A 17,917-nucleotide genomic window follows, 5' to 3' on the forward strand; every position below is an offset into this window, starting at 1 on the left:
TAAGGACCAACTTCAACGCTCCACTCCTGCTCATGAAATGAACTGAATATATTAATAATTAACCCGTACTATTAAATAAAGAGCAAGTTTTTGGTTTGAAATGAAAGTAGAGTCTTCTTGCTTAATGGTTCGCTATTAACTTTAAGGGATCTGCTATAGGAGAAGGATTGCATGGTGAGCATGCGTTCCGTCTTGAGTTTGATCGTTAAAGAGCCGTGGAACCGGTGAGAGCCAAGGTCTCTCACCTAGCAAGCTTCAAAGGGCTAGTACGGCTGGCGCCTACTATCCCTAATTCACATTGCTTTCTTTTCATGGCTAACGATCAAACTCAAGCTCCACTCCTGCTAACGACATGAACTGAATATATTAATAATTAACCTGTACTATTAAATAAAGAGCGAGTTTTTGGTTTGAAATGGAAGTAGAGTCTTCTTGCTTAATGGTGCGCTATTGACTTTAAGGGATCTGCTATAGGAGAAGGATAGTATTATGGTGAGAATGCGTTGGCCTAGTACGGCTGTCGCCTACTATATTTTTCTCCCTGGCCAACTTTCAAACTGTCTTTCTCCCAGGCTAAGCCGCTTTCTGCCATAGTGGTCTGTTTTCTGCTATAATAGAGGCAAATAGTGTGCTGAAGGGGGAGATTTGGATGGGTTATGCTTACCCACTGGATATGTCTTGGTCGACGGAGGAGATGACGATGGTGGTGGAGTTTTTCCATGCGGTGGAGCTTGCCTATGAGGGCGGGGTGGACCGTGCGGATTTGATGGCGGCTTACCGGACTTTTAAGGAAGTGGTGCCGTCGAAGATGGAGGAGAAGCAGTTGGGCAATGCCTTTGAGAAGGTGTCGTCTTATAATGTGTATCGGACCATGCAGAAGGCCAAGGCGACGGAGGCCGGCCGCGTGACCATGCCTTAAGGAGGAAGTTAAATGGAAAGACAAGCAATTGAAGACTTAGTCCACGGCTGGGTGATGGCGGCGGCTGACCATATCCGCCAAGCGATGGACCAGCCGCTGACAGTGAATGAGAAGTCCAGCCACAAGGATATTGTGACCAATCTGGACCAGGAGACGGAGCGCTACTTGCGCGAGCAGATCCAGACCCACTTCCCGGATGATCGGATTATTGGCGAAGAGGGGGAGGGCCAGCAGTCGGATAGCCTGGAAGGGACCGTGTGGATTATTGACCCTATCGACGGAACCGCGAATTTCTACGGCCAGGGCCGCCACTTCGCCATTATGCTGGGGCGCTATGTGGATGGGGAAGGCCAGTTTGGCGTGATCTACGATGTGATGGCGGATGACTATGTGTCTGCCTGGCAGGGCCAGGGGGTGACCTGGAATGGCCAGCCTTTCGAGAAGCCTTTTGACGACAAGCCCCTGCGCGAGGGTCTGATTGCGGGGAACGGCAGCTACGCCCTCCACAATACCCACCGCATCCAGGACTTCATTGACCAGGCGCTAGGCTTTAGGATCTACGGCTCGGCCGGTTTGCAGGTTCTCTATGTGCTGCGCGGGGATCTTTTACTCTACTTCTCACCTAAGTTAGCTCCCTGGGATGTGGCCGCCGGTGCTGTTATTGCCCGTGAGGCAGGGCTCAGTTTCAGCCAGTTCGACGGCAGCCGCTTGGACCTCCTCCACAAGGGTTCGGGCGTGATCGGTTATCCCTCGGCCTACCAACAATTTGTCAAGTACCTGGCCGTTGAAGCCGCCTGGGATAAAATGTAAAAATCCCTAATAATTCCTAGGCAAGGCCTGGTAATAGTGATAAAATGATAAAGCAGATTTTTTGGAGCTTTATGATCTTGTGATAGTGCTGGTGATTGTGCTAGTGAGCCTTCGTTACGCTTTTGAATTTGGTCGTTAAAAAGCCATGGCACCGGTTCGGGCCAAGGTCCCTCACCTAGCGAGCTTCAAAGGGCTAGTACGGCTGGCGCCTACTATCCCTAATTCACATCGCTTGCTTTTCATGGCTAACGACCAATTTCAACGCTCCACTACTGCTCAAAAGTAGATGATATAAAAACTGTTCTTGATCATTAATCACTAACGCTAAAAGTAGAGAAGCAATTTTTGACCAGATAATAATAGAAGCAAATAGAAAAAGGAGTTAAGACATCAATGACAAAACGCGAAGATATTCGGAATGTCGCCATTATAGCCCACGTTGACCACGGGAAAACGACCCTGGTTAACCAGCTACTTGAAAATTCAGATACCTTAGATGAGCGGGCTCACTTAGATGAACGGGCCATGGATTCCAACGACCTGGAACGGGAACGTGGGATTACTATCCTCTCTAAGAACACAGCGGTTAACTACAAGGGCACCCGAGTGAATATCATGGACACCCCAGGGCACGCGGACTTCGGGGGTGAAGTGGAACGGATCATGACCATGGTTGACGGGGTTGTTCTGGTTGTGGATGCCTATGAAGGGACCATGCCACAGACTCGTTTTGTCCTCCAAAAAGCCTTCGAAGCTGGGAAGACGCCAATTGTGGTGGTGAATAAGATCGACAAGCCTGCTGCTCGCCCTATGGAAGTGGTGGATGAAGTTCTCGACCTCTTCATCGAGCTTGGTGCGGACGAAGACCAAATCGAGTTCCCAGTAGTTTACGCGTCAGCGATGAACGGGACTTCCAGCTATTCAGCTGACCCTGCTAAGCAAGAAAAAACGATGGCCCCAATCTTTGACGCCATCATCGAAAACGTGCCAGCCCCTGAAGACAACAAGGATGAACCGCTGCAATTCCAAGTCTGCATGCTGGACTATAACGACTATGTAGGCCGGATCGGGATTGGCCGGATCTTCCGCGGGTCTATCAGTGTGGGCGACCAAGTGACCTTGAACAAGTTGGACGGGACCAAGAAGAACTTCCGTGTGACGAAATTGTTAGGCTTCCTTGGCTTGGACCGGGTAGAGATCGACCATGCCGAAGCGGGCGACTTGATTGCGGTATCCGGGATGGAAGATATCTATGTGGGTGAAACCGTAACGGATACAGAGGTACAGGAAGCTTTCCCTCCACTGCGGATCGATGAACCAACCCTGCAAATGACCTTCATGACCAATAACTCACCTTTTGCGGGCCGGGAAGGGAAATTTGTGACCGCCCGTCAGATCGAAGAACGCTTGAAGTATGAGCTCCATACCGATGTGTCTCTGCGCGTAGAAGATACGCCTGAGCCTGACCAATGGATCGTTTCCGGCCGGGGGGAACTCCACCTGTCCATCTTGATTGAAAACATGCGCCGGGAAGGTTTCGAACTCCAAGTGTCACGGCCGGAAGTAATTATCCGTGAGATCGACGGGATCAAGCAAGAGCCTTTTGAATCGGTACAAATCGATACGCCTGAAGAATACCAAGGGAGCGTGATTGATTCCTTGAACCAACGTAAGGGGCAAATGTTGGATATGGTGAATGAAGGTCGCGGGACGGTGCGCTTGAACTATTTAGTGCCTGCCCGTGGGATGATCGGCTACGGCACCCAATTCGTGACCATGACACACGGTTACGGGATCATGAACCACAGCTTCGATTCTTATCAACCTCTGATTAATGCTGAAATCGGCGGCCGCCGCAATGGCTCTCTGGTCTCTACGGAAACCGGCAAGGCTACCACTTATGGCATCATGAACGTGGAAGACCGCGGGACTATTTTCGTCCACCCAGGGACTGAAGTTTATGAAGGCATGGTTGTCGGCGAAAATGCTCGGGAAGAAGACATCGACGTCAACATCGTCCGGGCCAAGAACCTGACCAACGTGCGGTCTGCAACCAAGGACCAAACTGCGACTATCAAGGAACCTCGCGTCCTGAACCTGGAACAATCGCTGGAATTCATGGATGACGACGAACTCTGCGAAGTTACCCCAGAAACCGTCCGTGTCCGCAAACGCATCCTCAACAAGAGCGAACGCGCCCGCTACAACAAGCGCAAGAAAAAAGCAGAAAATTAAGCAAGAACCGGTAGGAAGTGGAGGGATGAGCTCCACTTCCTGCTTTTTATTTGGGGATTGTGCTGGTGAGCATCCGTTCCGTCTTGAGAGTGATCCTAAGATTTTAGAAGGACAAGACGGCTGGGGCCGCCTTGTCTTTTATCCTAGGTCGCTAGTGCTTCTGGGGCTAGAGGGGTACTGTTTTTTTGGTTAGAAACTGCATTGTCGTGCGAGAAGATGCAGTAAAGAGCCGAGAAACTGCATTAACGTGAGGGAAGATGCAGTAAGTCGTCGAGAAACTGCATTGTCGTAGGAGAAGATGCAGTTTCTCCAAGATACGGCAATCCTGGTGCCATAACGGACACATTACTGGATCTTTTGTCGGTAACTCGTTCCGCAAGCGCCAAAAGGTTTGGAATATGTCGGTAACTCGTGTCGCAAGCGACAAAACGTTCGAGATATGTCGTTATCCCGGGTCGCAAGCGACAGAAGATATTAGATATGTCGGTAACTCGTTCCGCAAACGACAGAAGGCTTTAGATATGTCGCTATCTCGACTCATAGGGCCATTGACCAGCCACATCCTAGCAAACAGTCGCCAGATCCAAGTTCAGGCACGCCAACCAGCAAGACCATTTCTGCTCAAGCGAATAAAATCCCGAAAACTAACAAGCTTCTCATCAAGTTATGGTATAATTTCAAGTATATATGCTTAATAAAGGATTCTTTGCCATTTAATGTTGGTGCTAGTAATTAAAGTATAATTTTTTCTATTTATTCCTATACTGTGCACTTGTGAGCAGTAGTGGAGCTTTGAATTTGATCGTTAGCCATGAAATAGCAAGCGATGTGAATTAGGGATAGTCGGCGCTAGCCGTTACTAGCCCTTTGAAGCTCGCTAGGTGAGGGACCTTGGCCCGAACCGGTGCCATGGCTCTTAACGATCAAATTCAAAAGCGGAACGAATGCTCACCAACACCATGTGGTAAAAATCTAATAAAAAGAAGGAGGGGATAGCGAATGGATATCGATCGGAAGCAAGCGGAAGAGATCTTGCTTCATGAAGCCCAACGCATCTCCCACTTAATCCTCAGTCAAAAGGAACACTTATGTTTTGCCCAGTGTCCGGCCTTTGAGGAGATTGTGGATACTCAGATGTATGGCTTCTCCAAGCAAGTCGCCTATGCGATTGCGATTGGTGCAATTTCGAAAGATAAGGGCCATCAAATTATTAAAGAATTGGAGAATACCCTGAACCAGGTTTATACGGAGATCTTCGAAGAGGGGCAGTTCTACCATGTAGAGGGGGACCACCGTGTCAACAGAAAAGACTCCTAAGTCTAAGACGCAAAAGGTCGCTTCGGCGCTGAGGAGGGCCTACCGGGAGATGAACCTATCGATCTTCCTGCCCTATGTGGTGCTCTCGATTATCGGTTTGATCATGGTCTTTACGGCTTCATCCTACCGGGCCATTTCGGAGGGCAATGACGTCTCCTACTATGTGGTCCGCCAGCTGGTCTTCATGGGTGTCGGTTTCGCCGTTGCCATGCTGATCTACCGGCTCCGGGTGACGGTCTTTCGCAGTCAAGCTTTCAAGAAGCTGGCCATTGCGGTCATCAGCCTGGCCCTGGTCTTCGTGCTCTTCTTTGGGGAGGAGATCAACGGGGCCAAGGGTTGGATCGACCTCTATGTGATCTCCATCCAACCGATTGAATTCGCCAAGCCGGTCCTGATCCTGCTCTTAGCGGACTATTTCAGCCGCTACCAAAAAGACTTCGCCCAGAATCCGGGCTGGAAGGGCTTCTTCAGGGTCCTCGGCCGCCATCCCTTAGTGCCTGCCGCCATCCTGGTCTGGCTGGGCATTGCCGTCCTCCTGCCCGATATCGGGGGCTTCGGCCTGCTTCTTGTTATTGCCAGTCTCATGGTGCTGGGGTCGGGGATATCGTCTAAGGTCGTCAAAGTGCTGAGCGGTCTGGCGGTCGCAGCCTATGCCGTCTTGGTCTTAGGCGCCCGCCTGGCCAATCATTTGGGCTGGTCTTCGGATAACTACCAAGTCCAGCGCCTGCTCAGCTTCGTGAATCCCTTTCCCGAAGCCCAGGGAATCGGCCACCAATTGGTCAATTCCTACTATGCCCTCAAGGGGGGCGGTCTCTTCGGCCGGGGCCTGGGGAATTCGGTCCAAAAGCTGGGCTACCTGCCAGAAGCCCACAACGACTTCATCATGGCCATCGTGGGCGAGGAGTTGGGGCTAGTTGGCCTGATCTTTATCCTGGGCCTCTACTTCTACCTCACCCTCTACCTCTACTACCGGGCCCAAAAAGCACGAAGCGTCTATATCCAAATGCTCTTAATTGGGCTGGCCTCTTATTTCCTGATCCAGGCTGTGATCAACCTGGGCGGGGTGACGGGGCTCCTGCCAATCACGGGGATTACCTTCCCCTTCATCTCATACGGCGGGTCCTCCATCCTCACCTCGGCCATCATGGTGGGCCTCGCCCTCTCAGCTGTAAGAGCAGACCAAAATAGAGTGTGACAAAAGTCGTTTAGCCCTGAATCACTGCAGCAAACTATGGGAGATTGTTGGCAAACAATCGGACATAGTTTGTGAAGTGGAGGTCAGGGCTGACTTTTGGAACAGGTTTTTGACAAAAATTTGTTGTTTAAAAAGAGTTTAGCATTTTTATCCCAAGTTCATATCCAAGTAGCCACTGCATGTCATCAAAGGGGAGTGTAATTATGATTAAAAAAGTCCTAGTCGCCAACCGTGGCGAAATCGCTATCCGCGTCTTCCGGGCCTGTTTTGAATTAGGCATCGAGACGGTCGCTATCTTCGCCAAGGAAGATGAGAATTCGGTCCACCGCTTCAAGGCGGACGAGTCCTACCTGGTTGGGGAAGGTAAGAAACCTGTCAAAGCCTATCTCGACATTGAAGATATTATCCGCATCGCCAAAGACACCGGCGCCGACGCCATCCACCCTGGCTATGGCTTCCTGTCTGAGAATGTGGACTTTGCCCGCCGCTGCCAGGAAGAAGGCATTATCTTCATCGGCCCTAAAGTTGAAACCCTGGACATGTTCGGGGACAAGGTTAAGGCCAAAATTGCTGCGCGTGATGCGGGCATCCGCGAAATCCCGGGGACGCCTGGTCCGGTGGAATCCGTGGAAGAAGTCCGCGCCTTCGCTAAGGAAGCGGGCTATCCGATCATGGTTAAGGCAGCCAATGGGGGTGGCGGCCGCGGCATGCGGGTAGTTCGCTCCGATGATGAATTGGAAGAGCAATTCGAAACGGCCTCCAATGAAGCGCTCAAGGCGTTTGGCTCGGGCGTGATGTATGCGGAGAAATACATTGCCAACCCTAAACATATCGAAGTGCAAATCCTAGGCGACCAGCACGGCCATGTCATGCACCTCTGGGAACGTGACTGCTCCGTTCAACGCCGCCACCAAAAAGTCGTCGAAGTGGCTCCAACAGTGGGTCTACCCATGGAAGTCCGCCATGAGGTCTGCGACGAAGCGGTCCGCCTCATGTCCCATGTCGGCTATCAGAATGCCGGGACGGTGGAATTCTTATTAGACGGCCACGACTTCTACTTCATCGAAGTCAACCCCCGTGTCCAAGTGGAACACACCATTTCCGAAGAGATCACTGGGGTCGACATTGTCAAGGCCCAGATCCGGATTGCGGACGGCGAATCTTTTGAAGAGATTGGCCTGCCTAAGCAAGAAGACCTGCCGCTGATGGGTTATGCCATCCAGTGCCGGATCACGACCGAAGACCCCGCCAACAACTTCTTCCCAGATACGGGTAAGATCAACACCTATCGCTCACCAGGTGGTTTCGGCCTGCGTCTGGATGCGGGGAATGGCTACCAGAATGCGGAAGTGTCGCCTTACTATGACTCCATGGTGACCAAGCTGATCGCCCACGCCATGACCTTCGAAGAGACCGTGGCTAAGATGACCCGGGCCCTCCGTGAGTACCGGATCCGCGGCGTGAAGAACAATATTCCCTTCCTCTTGAATGTGGTCCGCCACGATGAATTCCAAACCGGTCAAGCGACGACCCTCTTCATCGACAACACCCCATCTCTCTTCGAATTCCCTAAAGAAAAGAACCGGGATAGAGGGAATAAGATCCTCCGCTATATCGCGGAAACGACCATCAACGGCTTCCCAGGCCTCAAACGTGGGGAGAAACCCCACTACACCAAGGCCCAAGTGCCGAATAGCTTGGAAGCGGTCGAAAGCCATGGCCCAACTGCTAAGCAGATCCTGGACAAGGACGGGGTCAAGGCGGTCCAAGACTTCGTGAAGAACAAGCAGGAACTCCTCCTGACCGACACCACCATGCGGGACGCCCACCAGTCACTGATTGCGACCCGGATGCGGACCCGCGACATGCTCAAGGCTGCCCAAGCCATGGAAGCAGCTAATCCGAACTTTTTCTCCATGGAAGTCTGGGGCGGGGCCACCTTCGACACGGCCTACCGCTTCCTGACCGAAGACCCATGGGAACGCTTAGAAAAATTCCGGGCCGCTATGCCTAATACCCTCTTGCAGATGCTCTTTAGAGGGTCCAATGCAGTGGGCTACACGGCTTATCCGGACAATGTGCTGGAAGCCTTTATCAAGCAGTCGGCCGAATCCGGCATCGACGTTTTCCGGGTCTTCGACAGCTTGAACTGGATCAAACAAATTGAAAAACCGCTCCAGTTCGTCAAGGATACGGGTAAGATCGCCGAAGCGGCCATGTGCTATACCGGCGATGTCCTCAATCCTGACCGGCAAAAATACTCCACGGACTACTATGTCAACTTCGCCAAGGACCTGGTCAGCGCGGGGGCCGATATCATCGCCATCAAGGACATGGCCGGGCTCTTGAAACCCCAAGCCGCCTATGCCCTGATATCTGAACTCAAGGCGGCAGTGGACGTGCCGATCCACCTCCACACCCACGACACGGCGGGCAACGGGATTATTACCTATGCCGAAGCTGCCCGGGCTGGGGTGGACATTGTGGACGTGGCAACTTCTGCCTTCTCCTCAACGACCAGCCAGCCAAGTATGACCACCCTCTACTATGCCCTGGAACACGACGACCGCCGTCCAGACCTCAACGTGGGCAATGCCCAGAAGATGAACCATTACTGGTCAGGCGTCCGGGCCTATTACGATGACTTCGCGTCTGGGCTCAAGGTGCCTGAAACCGAGATCTACAAGACCGAGATGCCAGGCGGCCAGTACACCAACCTTCAGCAACAAGCGATCGGGGTCGGCCTGGAAGACCGTTGGGAAGAGATCAAGGTCATGTACCACGACGTCAACATGCTCTTTGGCGACATTGTCAAAGTGACCCCATCCTCTAAGGTGGTAGGCGACATGGCCCTCTTCATGGTCCAAAACAAGCTCTCTATCGAGGACTTCTTCGAACGCGGTAAGAGCCTGGACTTCCCAGACTCCGTCATCAAGTTCTTCCAAGGCGACCTAGGCCAACCCGTGGGCGGCTTCCCTAAAGATGTCCAAGACATTATCCTCAAGGGCGCCCCTGCTACGACCGAACGTCCTGGTGACCTCTTAGACCCAGTCGACTTCGACGCCGTGCGTGAAGAATTAGGGGAAAAAGTGGATATTGAGATCACCAACCAAGACTTACTGGCTTATCTCATGTATCCAAAAGTCTTCGTCGACTACTGCAAGAAGTTGGACAACTACTCCGACCTCTCCAACATCGACACCCCAACCTTCTTCCGGGGCATGCAGCCAGGAGAAACGGTCTCTGTTGAGATCCAAAAGGGTAAGGTCTTGCGGATCAAACTGATCCAAGTCGGCGCCCCTAACCACCTCGGTGAACGGATTGTCTACTTCGACCTCAACGGCCAACGCCGGGAAATCACGGTCAAGGACACCACCATTAAGACCAGCGTGGCCCTCCGTCCAAAAGCTGACCCATCCAACCGCGGCCACATCGGCGCCACCATGCCAGGGACCATTGTGAAGGTTTCCTGCGAAAAAGGGGACAGCGTCAAGGTCGGTCAAACTATCCTGGTAACGGAAGCCATGAAGATGGAAACCACCGTGAAGTCACCGATCGACGGGGTAATCAAAGCCATCCACGTCCAAGCAGGCGACCAAGTGGACTCCAACGACCTATTGATTGAAATTGAAAAAGCCTAGATAAAGAAGCAGGGAGGTGACGCTAATGGCAGAATATGAACAACGGCAAGACCGGGCGGGACTCATTGTCTGGCTCCATTCCACCAAGCACACCCGCCCCTTACAGAAGTACGGCTATGTCTACTATATTTCCTATAAGCTCAAGTACGCCGTCGTCTACAGCCCAATCGAAACGATCGACGACACCATCCAAAAGATCCGCAAGCTGAAATTTGTCCGCGAGGTGGAAGAGTCACCGCGCCAGGAGATCAACACCCAGTTCGACCAGGTGCTTGGAGAGCTTCAGGAGCGGATGCCCAAGGATGATGGGGTACCGGAATTGAAATATCGGTTTTAAGCTAAAAAAGCTAGGTGATTTTTACCTGGCTTTTTTACTCTTAATCTAAATTGTAGTGATGAGCATCCGTTCCGTCTTGAGTTTGATCGTTGAAAAGCCATGGCACCGGCTCGAGCCAAGGTCTCTCACCTAGCGAGACTCAAAGAGTTAGAGTGCGACAAAAGTCGGTTAGCCCTGAACCACTGGAGCAAAATCTAGAAGAGCCTTGCTAAAGGCTCGGCTAGATTTTGTGAAGTGGAGTCAGGGTTGACTTTTGGAGCAGGTTTTGGCTAGTACGGCTAGCGCCTACTATCCCTAATTCGCTTCGCTTGTCAACAATAAAGACCAGGTGATTGTGCCTGGTTTTTATTGTACCTTTTGACTTAAATGGTGCTGATGAGTATTCGCTGTTCCTTAACTTCGATTATTAAATATTTAGAGACTCAATTGGGGGGATTGTACGCGGTGGGGTACTTTCAGGAAATTGCTGGCTCCAATTTGCGTTCAAAGCTCCTATGTGCAATTTGCTACTTTCTATTTGCTTTTGAGCTTCCTGCATACAAATAGATATTTTCTATTTGCGCTCGGACTTCCCACATGCAAATAGCCACTCTTTATTTGCGTTCAGAGCTCCTGTATGCACATTGTTATTTTCTATTTGCAGAGAGAGCCGTCAAAAGCAAATTGCTAGCTTGTAAGTCCCAGATCTTCTCACAACATGCTTGGTGGCCAATTCCAAGGCTCCGCTCCTCTTCACCAAGCTGAATGCCATTAATATTAAAAAAGAGGAGCTTGATGGCTTCCTCTTTCTGCTTTATGTGTTATAATAAATGTGTGGAACGCGATGATGGCGTTCATAACTAACACAATACCCCCGGGAGTTCACGGCTCCTGGGGGTATTTTTTTCGCTCAGAGGTGGGCTAAGCGTGTGCGGTTGAGATTGGGCTAGTCGATTGTCACTTCTTGTTCAACCACCAAGAGAATAACTCAATGAGTATTCCCACAATGAGTGGTGCGACAATCAACACGATGATGGCATTAATTGACATAACTAACACCTCCCTTCGAGGGAAATAGCCCAGATAGAATTATAGCATATGAAAGCATATAACTAATAAATATGGATAAGTAATTTATCTGCATTCTGTCTTTAAGCATGCTAAAATCCTTATCATGAGCAAGATGAATTCCCTAGTTTGGCCAAGCAAAATTCCTGGGAACCATTAAAAAAGAGGAGCTTGATGGCTTCCTCTTTCTGGTTTATATGTTATAATAAATGTGTGGAACGCGATGACGGCGTTCATAACTAACACAATACCTCCGGGAGTTGGTGGCTCCTGGGGGTATTTTTTTGATTAAAGTATCGAAGAAGTATGCGCAGTTTTCTGACTTGAGCTTTGGAAATTTAATACGGTTGATATAGAATAATACTTTTAAGCATAGCTAAATGTTGTTCCACAAAAATGAAAAAATACTCATTTAAAAAAACAAAAAATATTCTTAGCAAATTATTTAGCTCCCTGATTAGTGGGTTTAAGTACAAAATATGTATCAAATTTAAATTAAATTATGCTAATAAAAATAGAAATATCGGCTTAAAAGCCTAATTATCACTCTTTTCGAAGGTGTTTATGCATTTCTGTTTATTTGATGATTAGCTATTGGCAATAAAAAACTTTTTTTTATTGCTTTTTTTTTTTTTTTTTGTATGATAGTTTTGTCAAATGGATTACATTTGGTGAAGTGCTGTTAGAAATAATAATTAGTTTATTTACCGAAAGATCTGACAATTGAGCTAATATTCATATAGAAAGATAGATTCGAAGCTAATTTCGACCTATTTGTTTTTAATACTTTTCATAGATATTCCCTAAAAGCTCGTGACTTAGATGCTACAATTTTTTGGTAGTGACAATTATTTATTTCTAGCAAAAACTTTATTGCAAGATATTATATGCTTTGACTAAAAATAGGAGGAAAGCTATGGTTGGAAAAAATAACTACCAAGTGAAAAAGGAGAAGCAAAGTAATAAATTCTATCGCTACTCAATTAAGCGCTTAAGTGTTGGCGTAGCTTCTGTAGCTGTAGCAGCTGGACTATTATTTGCAGGGGATGCTGTCGTTGTTCAAGCAGCGGCTGCAGAAGAAACCAATGCAAGTGAAGAAGTTGCTCCGGTTGCTGGAGAAGAGACACCTGAAGAGGAAGAAGCTCCAACGAGTGAAGCAACTCCAGCTTCAAACGAAGCGCCTACACTTGAAGAAACACCTGCCGTTGAAGAAACGGCTGCTCCTGAAGCAGCTCCAGTAGCAGAGGAAGCTCCTGCAACGGAAGCAGCACCTGTAGAAGAAAATGCTTCGACAGAAACACCAGCAGCTACAAGTTCAGAATCAGTAGAAACACCAGCAAATACTGAAACATTACCCGAAAAAGAAACTGAACCAGAAAAAACTGTTTCAGAGAATACTAATAATAAGGAATCTGATTCAGAACAGGCTGCTAAGATAACGTCTTATGCAGCACCTACTGAAAATCAACCAGAAGTTGAAACTGCAGACAATAAGCCATCTGAAGAATCGAATGGCAATAAGAAAGCAGATATTTCTACGCGTTCAGTTGACTTACAAGAAGTAGAAGCGAACGCTATTTACTCACCTGGTCAAAAAGGTGATCCACAATCTTATTCCGGGACTGCCTATGTTTACCGTTACAATAAATTAAATAATCCAAGTAAGGAAACAATTGGTGGCGTCAATGTCTTCCTACAATGGGTAGACTCCGATGGTTATGTTTCTAATGTCTATAAGACAACTTCACGTCCAGATGGTACCTTTACTTTTAATTTTGAAAAACCAGAAGTTGACCAATTCGGTAACATTCACCACTTCCAATTAGCTGGTAATGGCGACTTTGCTATTCGGACCTGGGCAGAAAACCCGGATCCTGAAAAGTATAACGTCATTAAACCAGGTGACCACAAATATGGTTTCCACAAACGCTTGAACCGGGTCAATGAATCTTGGGACTTTACAGCTGGAGTTAACCGTATCGTTGATGGCCAAGTTGCCCTCCAAGAAAAAATCTTGATGAACGATTGGTTAGTTAAGCCAAAAGATCAATGGACAACTTCACCAAATGAAGATGGAATTTGGCCAAATGTTGGTAATTACGGTACCGTAAGAGGTAATGTCTGGTATGAAAATGGGGATCCAATGGGTTCAATCGCAGAAGGTTGGAAGAAGGACTCTTGGGACGTTAATGCGACAGGTACAAAAGTGGTTGCATCTTATGTTAACGATGAGATTGCGCGTCGCTTTGATGCATGGAAGGAAGCTAATCCTAATCACGGCGTTAAGGACTTAAGAAAAGCTCAAGAAACTATTATTCGTGAATATGAAGCGGAGAATGGCAAGGGATCTCATATTGCTGAAACAGTTGTTGGTACGGTAGACAGCGATGGTTACTACTATATTCCCTTTAGAGGTTTATACGGGATTAGCCCTTACAGACAAAACTCTGGCGCCAGTGTGTCACATACAATTGCAGATGAAGAGTATGGGCAACTTGTTCGCGACGAAGATGTCAACCACGGTAGCTTACTACAATGGAATGGAACAATAGGCCAAAAACACCGTCACATTAATACAGACTATATGTATGTTGCTCCATTGATTGATAACTATGCAATCTGGGGCAATACATCACAGAATAATATGTTTGAAGCCCTAACCAATAACAGTACTTTACCTGTTGGAGTAAATAATCTTGTTTCAGATAATATTTCTAACGTCAATTTTGCAGCATTAGCAGCGCAACCTCTCCATGATATTAAAGTATTTGATAACCAGAACAACTTTGCTCGGCCAGGCCAAGAAGTTCAGAATGAAACAGCAGGCTTACTTCCAAACCAACAGTATAAAGTAAGATGGTTTAAAGATGGTAAACCAATCGGCGAAGCGGTTGAGCTGAATAGTAATGAAGTTGGACGCATTGGTTCAGTACCTATGACGGTTCCTGCTGACTTAGCAGTTCCTGCCAACTATTCATCTGCTGTGTTCTATGGTAATAGCAATGCTGATGACCTAGGTGAAGCATTGGCTGCTGACTCCTTTATCGCAACACCAGGCGTCAAATATCATCCAATTGAAACAAAAGCTGGCGAAGAAGCAAAAACTGATACGCCAAAATTCGTGGATAAAGATGGCCAAGAATACGAACCAAAATATCAAGGACAAAATGCGCCTAAATATGAATATGTTGAGCGCGTAGTAACGACTGACGAAAATGACCAAGTGCAAGTAGAGTATAGACCTCTTGAAACAGTCAATGTTGATGGACAAGATATTCAGGTTTCAGTTGATCCAAATACTGGTGTCGTTACTGTTCCAGCTTCTGAAACTGCTAAATTAAAACCTGGTCAGAAGATTGTCGTTCCAGTATCTGTTGCCTTTGATAATGGTTTACGTCTACCAGCAGATGCAGAAATTACCATCAAGGATGATCGTCAAGATCAAGAGAAATATCAACCAAACTACGCACCAGAAGAAGCAGAATTTGGTAAAGACTTCACCGGTCAACAACCAAACTTTAAACAAGTTGATCTGGAAGGTAAGGAGACAGATGTTGACTTCAGCAATGTTCCACTTTCCAAAGATCCAGCTAAACCAGCCTTCTCAATTACTACACCAACAAACGGTGCAACGATTAATCCAGAAACCGGTGCGATTACACTCCCTGCGGAAGAAACATCTAAGGTTCCGGGACAAACGATTGAAGTACCAGTTACTGTTACCTATGAAGACGGCACTACTGATCAAGTGACAGCACAAGTGAATGTCACAGCACCTGATGTGATTGATCGTAGTGAAGATCCAAATACCCCTGTTCCTCAAGGCTATCATAAGGTAGACTTCAAGGCAGGCGAAGGTGTTGCTTCACTTTCTGAGAACAAGGTTTACCATGTGAAAGATGGTGCAGCTTTAACAGCAGCTCATTACCCAACAGCCCAACCTGCTGAAGGTTATGAGAATCCAACTTGGGATGTTCAACCAGGTACAGCTATTAAGGCAGACCAAACGATTACCGCTACAGCAACTAAGACTGTCGTACCTGACACCACCGCACCAACCATCACCGTTGCCGCCAAGGATATCCAAGCGACGGAAGGGAAGCCAATCACCCCTGTTTCTGTAGAGACCGATGATCCAGAAGCGACCGTGACGGTTGACGGCCTACCTGAAGGCTTGACTTACAATCCTGAGACCAAGCAGATCGAAGGGACGGTTCCAGCGGGTACAGTTCAATGGGCGGATGACCAAGATGAGTCCCGCGAATTCCCAGCGACCGTGAAGGCGGTAGATCCTGCCGGCAATCAAGCGACTGAGCCAATTAATGTGACGGTTCTTCGCGACACAGACGGCGACGGCCAAGCGGACCAAACTGATCAAGATGACGACAACGACGGCATTCCAGACACCGACGATGACGCGTCGAAGGTATGGGACGGCCTCGATGCTCAAACTACTGATACTACCGCAACCAACGGCCAAGAAGTGCCTGCCAATACCAAGGTGGTCACTCCAAACAAACCTGGCGCTAAGGTGAACACGCCAGCTCCAGTCGACGGCCTGTCAGTTGACGAGAACGGCAACCTGGTCGGCACACCGAGCGTGGACTTCCAACCGGGCGAAAGAGAAAAAGTCGTTGAAATCCCTGTTGAAATCACATCAACTGGCACCGGCCAAAAGGATAGCCAAGGTCAACCAACTGACGAAGCCATTCAACGGACCGTTAAAGTGACTGTGACGAATCCAAATTCGGCTGAAACACCAGCGGAATCTAGCGTCGAAGTGACGCCTAAATCACAAAACGCCCTGGAAGGTAAGGACATTACCCCAGTAACCCCTCAAGCGGACAATGTCCCAGAAGGTGGCAGCGTCAAAGTGACTATCGATGGCCAAGACACTTATCCAGGTCTGACTGTGGACCCAGAAACTGGCCAAGTAACCGGCCAACCTCAAATCACTGACTGGGCTCCTGAAGAAGAAACCCGGACCATTACGGTAACCGCTGAAGTCCAAGACAAGGATGGCCAACCAGTCCGTGATGCAGACGGCAACCCAGTCAAGGCTGACTCAACTATCACTGTTTACCGCGACACCGACAAGGACGGCCAACCTGATAAGGATTCCGGCATGCCTGAAGATCCAAACAATCCAACTGTCCCAGGCATCGACCAAGGCGACAAGGACGATGACAATGACGGTTGGACTGACCAGGACGAAAAAGACCGCGGTACCGATCCGAAAGACCAAAACGACTTCCCCCAAGTGACCGAACCAGGCGCAGAAAACGAACCAGGCAAGGACACCACCACGGTAACTGGCAAGACTACGCCAAACACCGATGTGGAAGTCAAGGACAAGGACGGCAAGACTATCGGTACCGGCACCTCCGACGAAAACGGTAAGGTGACTATCGATGTGCCTAAGCAAAAACCTGGCGACAAGGTAACCATCACTCCAGGTAAGAAGGACGACCAAGGCAACTTTACACCAGTCAAGGATGACCAAGGTAATCCTCGTGGTGGCGCTGAAACCGTGGTTAAGGAAACCCCACAGATTACCAATCCAGGGGCTAAGAACGAACCTGGTTCAGATAAGACAACTGTGACTGGTAAGACCACCGTTCCTAATTCTAAGGTTGAAGTGAAGGATAAGGACGGCAATACCATCGGCACCGGCACTTCTGATGAAAACGGCGACTTTACTATTGAAGTGCCACGTCAAGAAGGCGGCGACACGGTTTCTGTGATCCCATCTAAGGACTACACCAACCCAGATGGCTCAACAGAAACCCGGACCGGCGACCCTGTGGAAACGACGGTTACTGAAGATGCGCCAGTCGTTGTCGGCGTCGAAGTCACACCTAAATCACAAAACGCTCTGGAAGGTAAGGACATTACCCCAGTGACCCCTCAAGCGGACAATGTCCCAGAAGGCGGCAGCGTCAAAGTGACTATCGATGGCCAAGACACTTATCCAGGTCTGACTGTGGACCCAGAAACTGGCCAAGTAACCGGCCAACCTCAAATCACTGACTGGGCTCCTGAAGAAGAAACCCGGACCATTACGGTTGAAGTTTCTGTCCTAGATCAAGACGGCAAGCCTGTCAACGATGCAGACGGCAACCCAGTGACGGCTGAATCAACCATCACCGTTTACCGCGATACCGACAAGGACGGCCAACCTGACAAGGATTCCGGCATGCCTCAAGATCCAAACAATCCAAATGTCCCTGGCATCGACCAAGGCGACAAGGACGATGACAATGACGGTTGGACTGACCAGGACGAAAAAGACCGCGGTACCGATCCGAAAGACCAAAACGACTTCCCTCAAGTGACCGAACCTGGCGCTGAAAACGAACCAGGTAAGGATACCACGACTGTGACTGGCAAGACTACGCCAAACACCGATGTGGAAG

At 48.9% G+C, this 17,917-nt stretch carries 9 protein-coding genes; 8 read left to right on the forward strand and 1 reads right to left on the reverse strand.

Annotated features, from left to right (window positions below; translation table 11 throughout):
• Positions 1-643: 643 nt before the first annotated feature.
• The 7 genes from HMPREF3090_RS04725 (at position 644) to HMPREF3090_RS04755 (ending at position 10,454) form a co-directional block, all read left to right on the forward strand.
• Complete coding sequence (locus HMPREF3090_RS04725; protein ID WP_348919910.1) at positions 644-919, forward strand: UPF0223 family protein; 276 nt, start codon at positions 644-646, stop codon at positions 917-919.
• Between the two features lie 12 nt (positions 920-931).
• The gene (locus HMPREF3090_RS04730) at positions 932-1,729 is read left to right on the forward strand and encodes an inositol monophosphatase family protein (RefSeq protein ID WP_070486071.1); all 798 of its coding nucleotides are present in this window, start codon (positions 932-934) and stop codon (positions 1,727-1,729) included.
• Between the two features lie 393 nt (positions 1,730-2,122).
• Positions 2,123-3,964, forward strand: coding sequence for a translational GTPase TypA (gene typA / locus HMPREF3090_RS04735; protein WP_067972449.1), 1,842 nt, complete (start codon positions 2,123-2,125; stop codon positions 3,962-3,964).
• Positions 3,965-4,963: 999 nt separating this feature from the next.
• Positions 4,964-5,281 (forward strand): DUF1507 family protein, encoded by a 318-nt coding sequence (locus tag HMPREF3090_RS04740; RefSeq protein WP_067972446.1) that lies wholly within the window; start codon positions 4,964-4,966, stop codon positions 5,279-5,281.
• Positions 5,259-6,476: an FtsW/RodA/SpoVE family cell cycle protein gene (locus HMPREF3090_RS04745; protein WP_143485095.1), complete on the forward strand. Its 1,218-nt coding sequence runs from the start codon at positions 5,259-5,261 to the stop codon at positions 6,474-6,476. The genes HMPREF3090_RS04740 and HMPREF3090_RS04745 overlap by 23 nt, the downstream gene beginning before the upstream one ends.
• Positions 6,477-6,679: 203 nt before the next feature.
• Positions 6,680-10,117 carry a pyruvate carboxylase gene (locus HMPREF3090_RS04750; protein WP_067972439.1) on the forward strand — a complete coding sequence of 1,146 codons (3,438 nt, stop codon included), beginning with the start codon at positions 6,680-6,682 and terminating at the stop codon, positions 10,115-10,117.
• 25 nt (positions 10,118-10,142) lie between these two features.
• Positions 10,143-10,454, forward strand: coding sequence for a YlbG family protein (locus tag HMPREF3090_RS04755; protein ID WP_070486073.1), 312 nt, complete (start codon positions 10,143-10,145; stop codon positions 10,452-10,454).
• A 936-nt stretch (positions 10,455-11,390) separates the two neighbouring features.
• Here the strand turns inward: HMPREF3090_RS04755 and HMPREF3090_RS10020 are convergent.
• Positions 11,391-11,483, reverse strand: a complete 93-nt coding sequence (locus tag HMPREF3090_RS10020; RefSeq protein WP_141737858.1) for a type I toxin-antitoxin system Fst family toxin — start codon at positions 11,481-11,483, stop codon at positions 11,391-11,393.
• A 934-nt stretch (positions 11,484-12,417) separates the two neighbouring features.
• Between HMPREF3090_RS10020 and HMPREF3090_RS04760 the strand changes: the two genes are divergently transcribed.
• Positions 12,418-17,917, forward strand: a 5,500-nt coding sequence (locus HMPREF3090_RS04760; RefSeq protein ID WP_083272381.1) for an Ig-like domain-containing protein, incomplete at its 3' end; no start/stop codon positions are given.

The organism is Aerococcus sp. HMSC23C02 (genome assembly GCF_001806805.1).
Taxonomy (GTDB): Bacteria; Bacillota; Bacilli; order Lactobacillales; family Aerococcaceae; genus Aerococcus; species Aerococcus sanguinicola.

Bases quoted from the DNA above. Each gene is read 5' to 3' on its own strand.
- HMPREF3090_RS04740 (WP_067972446.1), top strand. From the start codon at position 4,964: ATGGATATCGATCGGAAGCAAGCGGAAGAGATCTTGCTTCATGAAGCC.
- HMPREF3090_RS04730 (WP_070486071.1), top strand. From the start codon at position 932: ATGGAAAGACAAGCAATTGAAGACTTAGTCCACGGCTGGGTGATGGCG.
- typA (WP_067972449.1), top strand. From the start codon at position 2,123: ATGACAAAACGCGAAGATATTCGGAATGTCGCCATTATAGCCCACGTT.
- HMPREF3090_RS04750 (WP_067972439.1), top strand. From the start codon at position 6,680: ATGATTAAAAAAGTCCTAGTCGCCAACCGTGGCGAAATCGCTATCCGC.
- HMPREF3090_RS10020 (WP_141737858.1), bottom strand. From the start codon at position 11,483: ATGTCAATTAATGCCATCATCGTGTTGATTGTCGCACCACTCATTGTG.
- HMPREF3090_RS04755 (WP_070486073.1), top strand. From the start codon at position 10,143: ATGGCAGAATATGAACAACGGCAAGACCGGGCGGGACTCATTGTCTGG.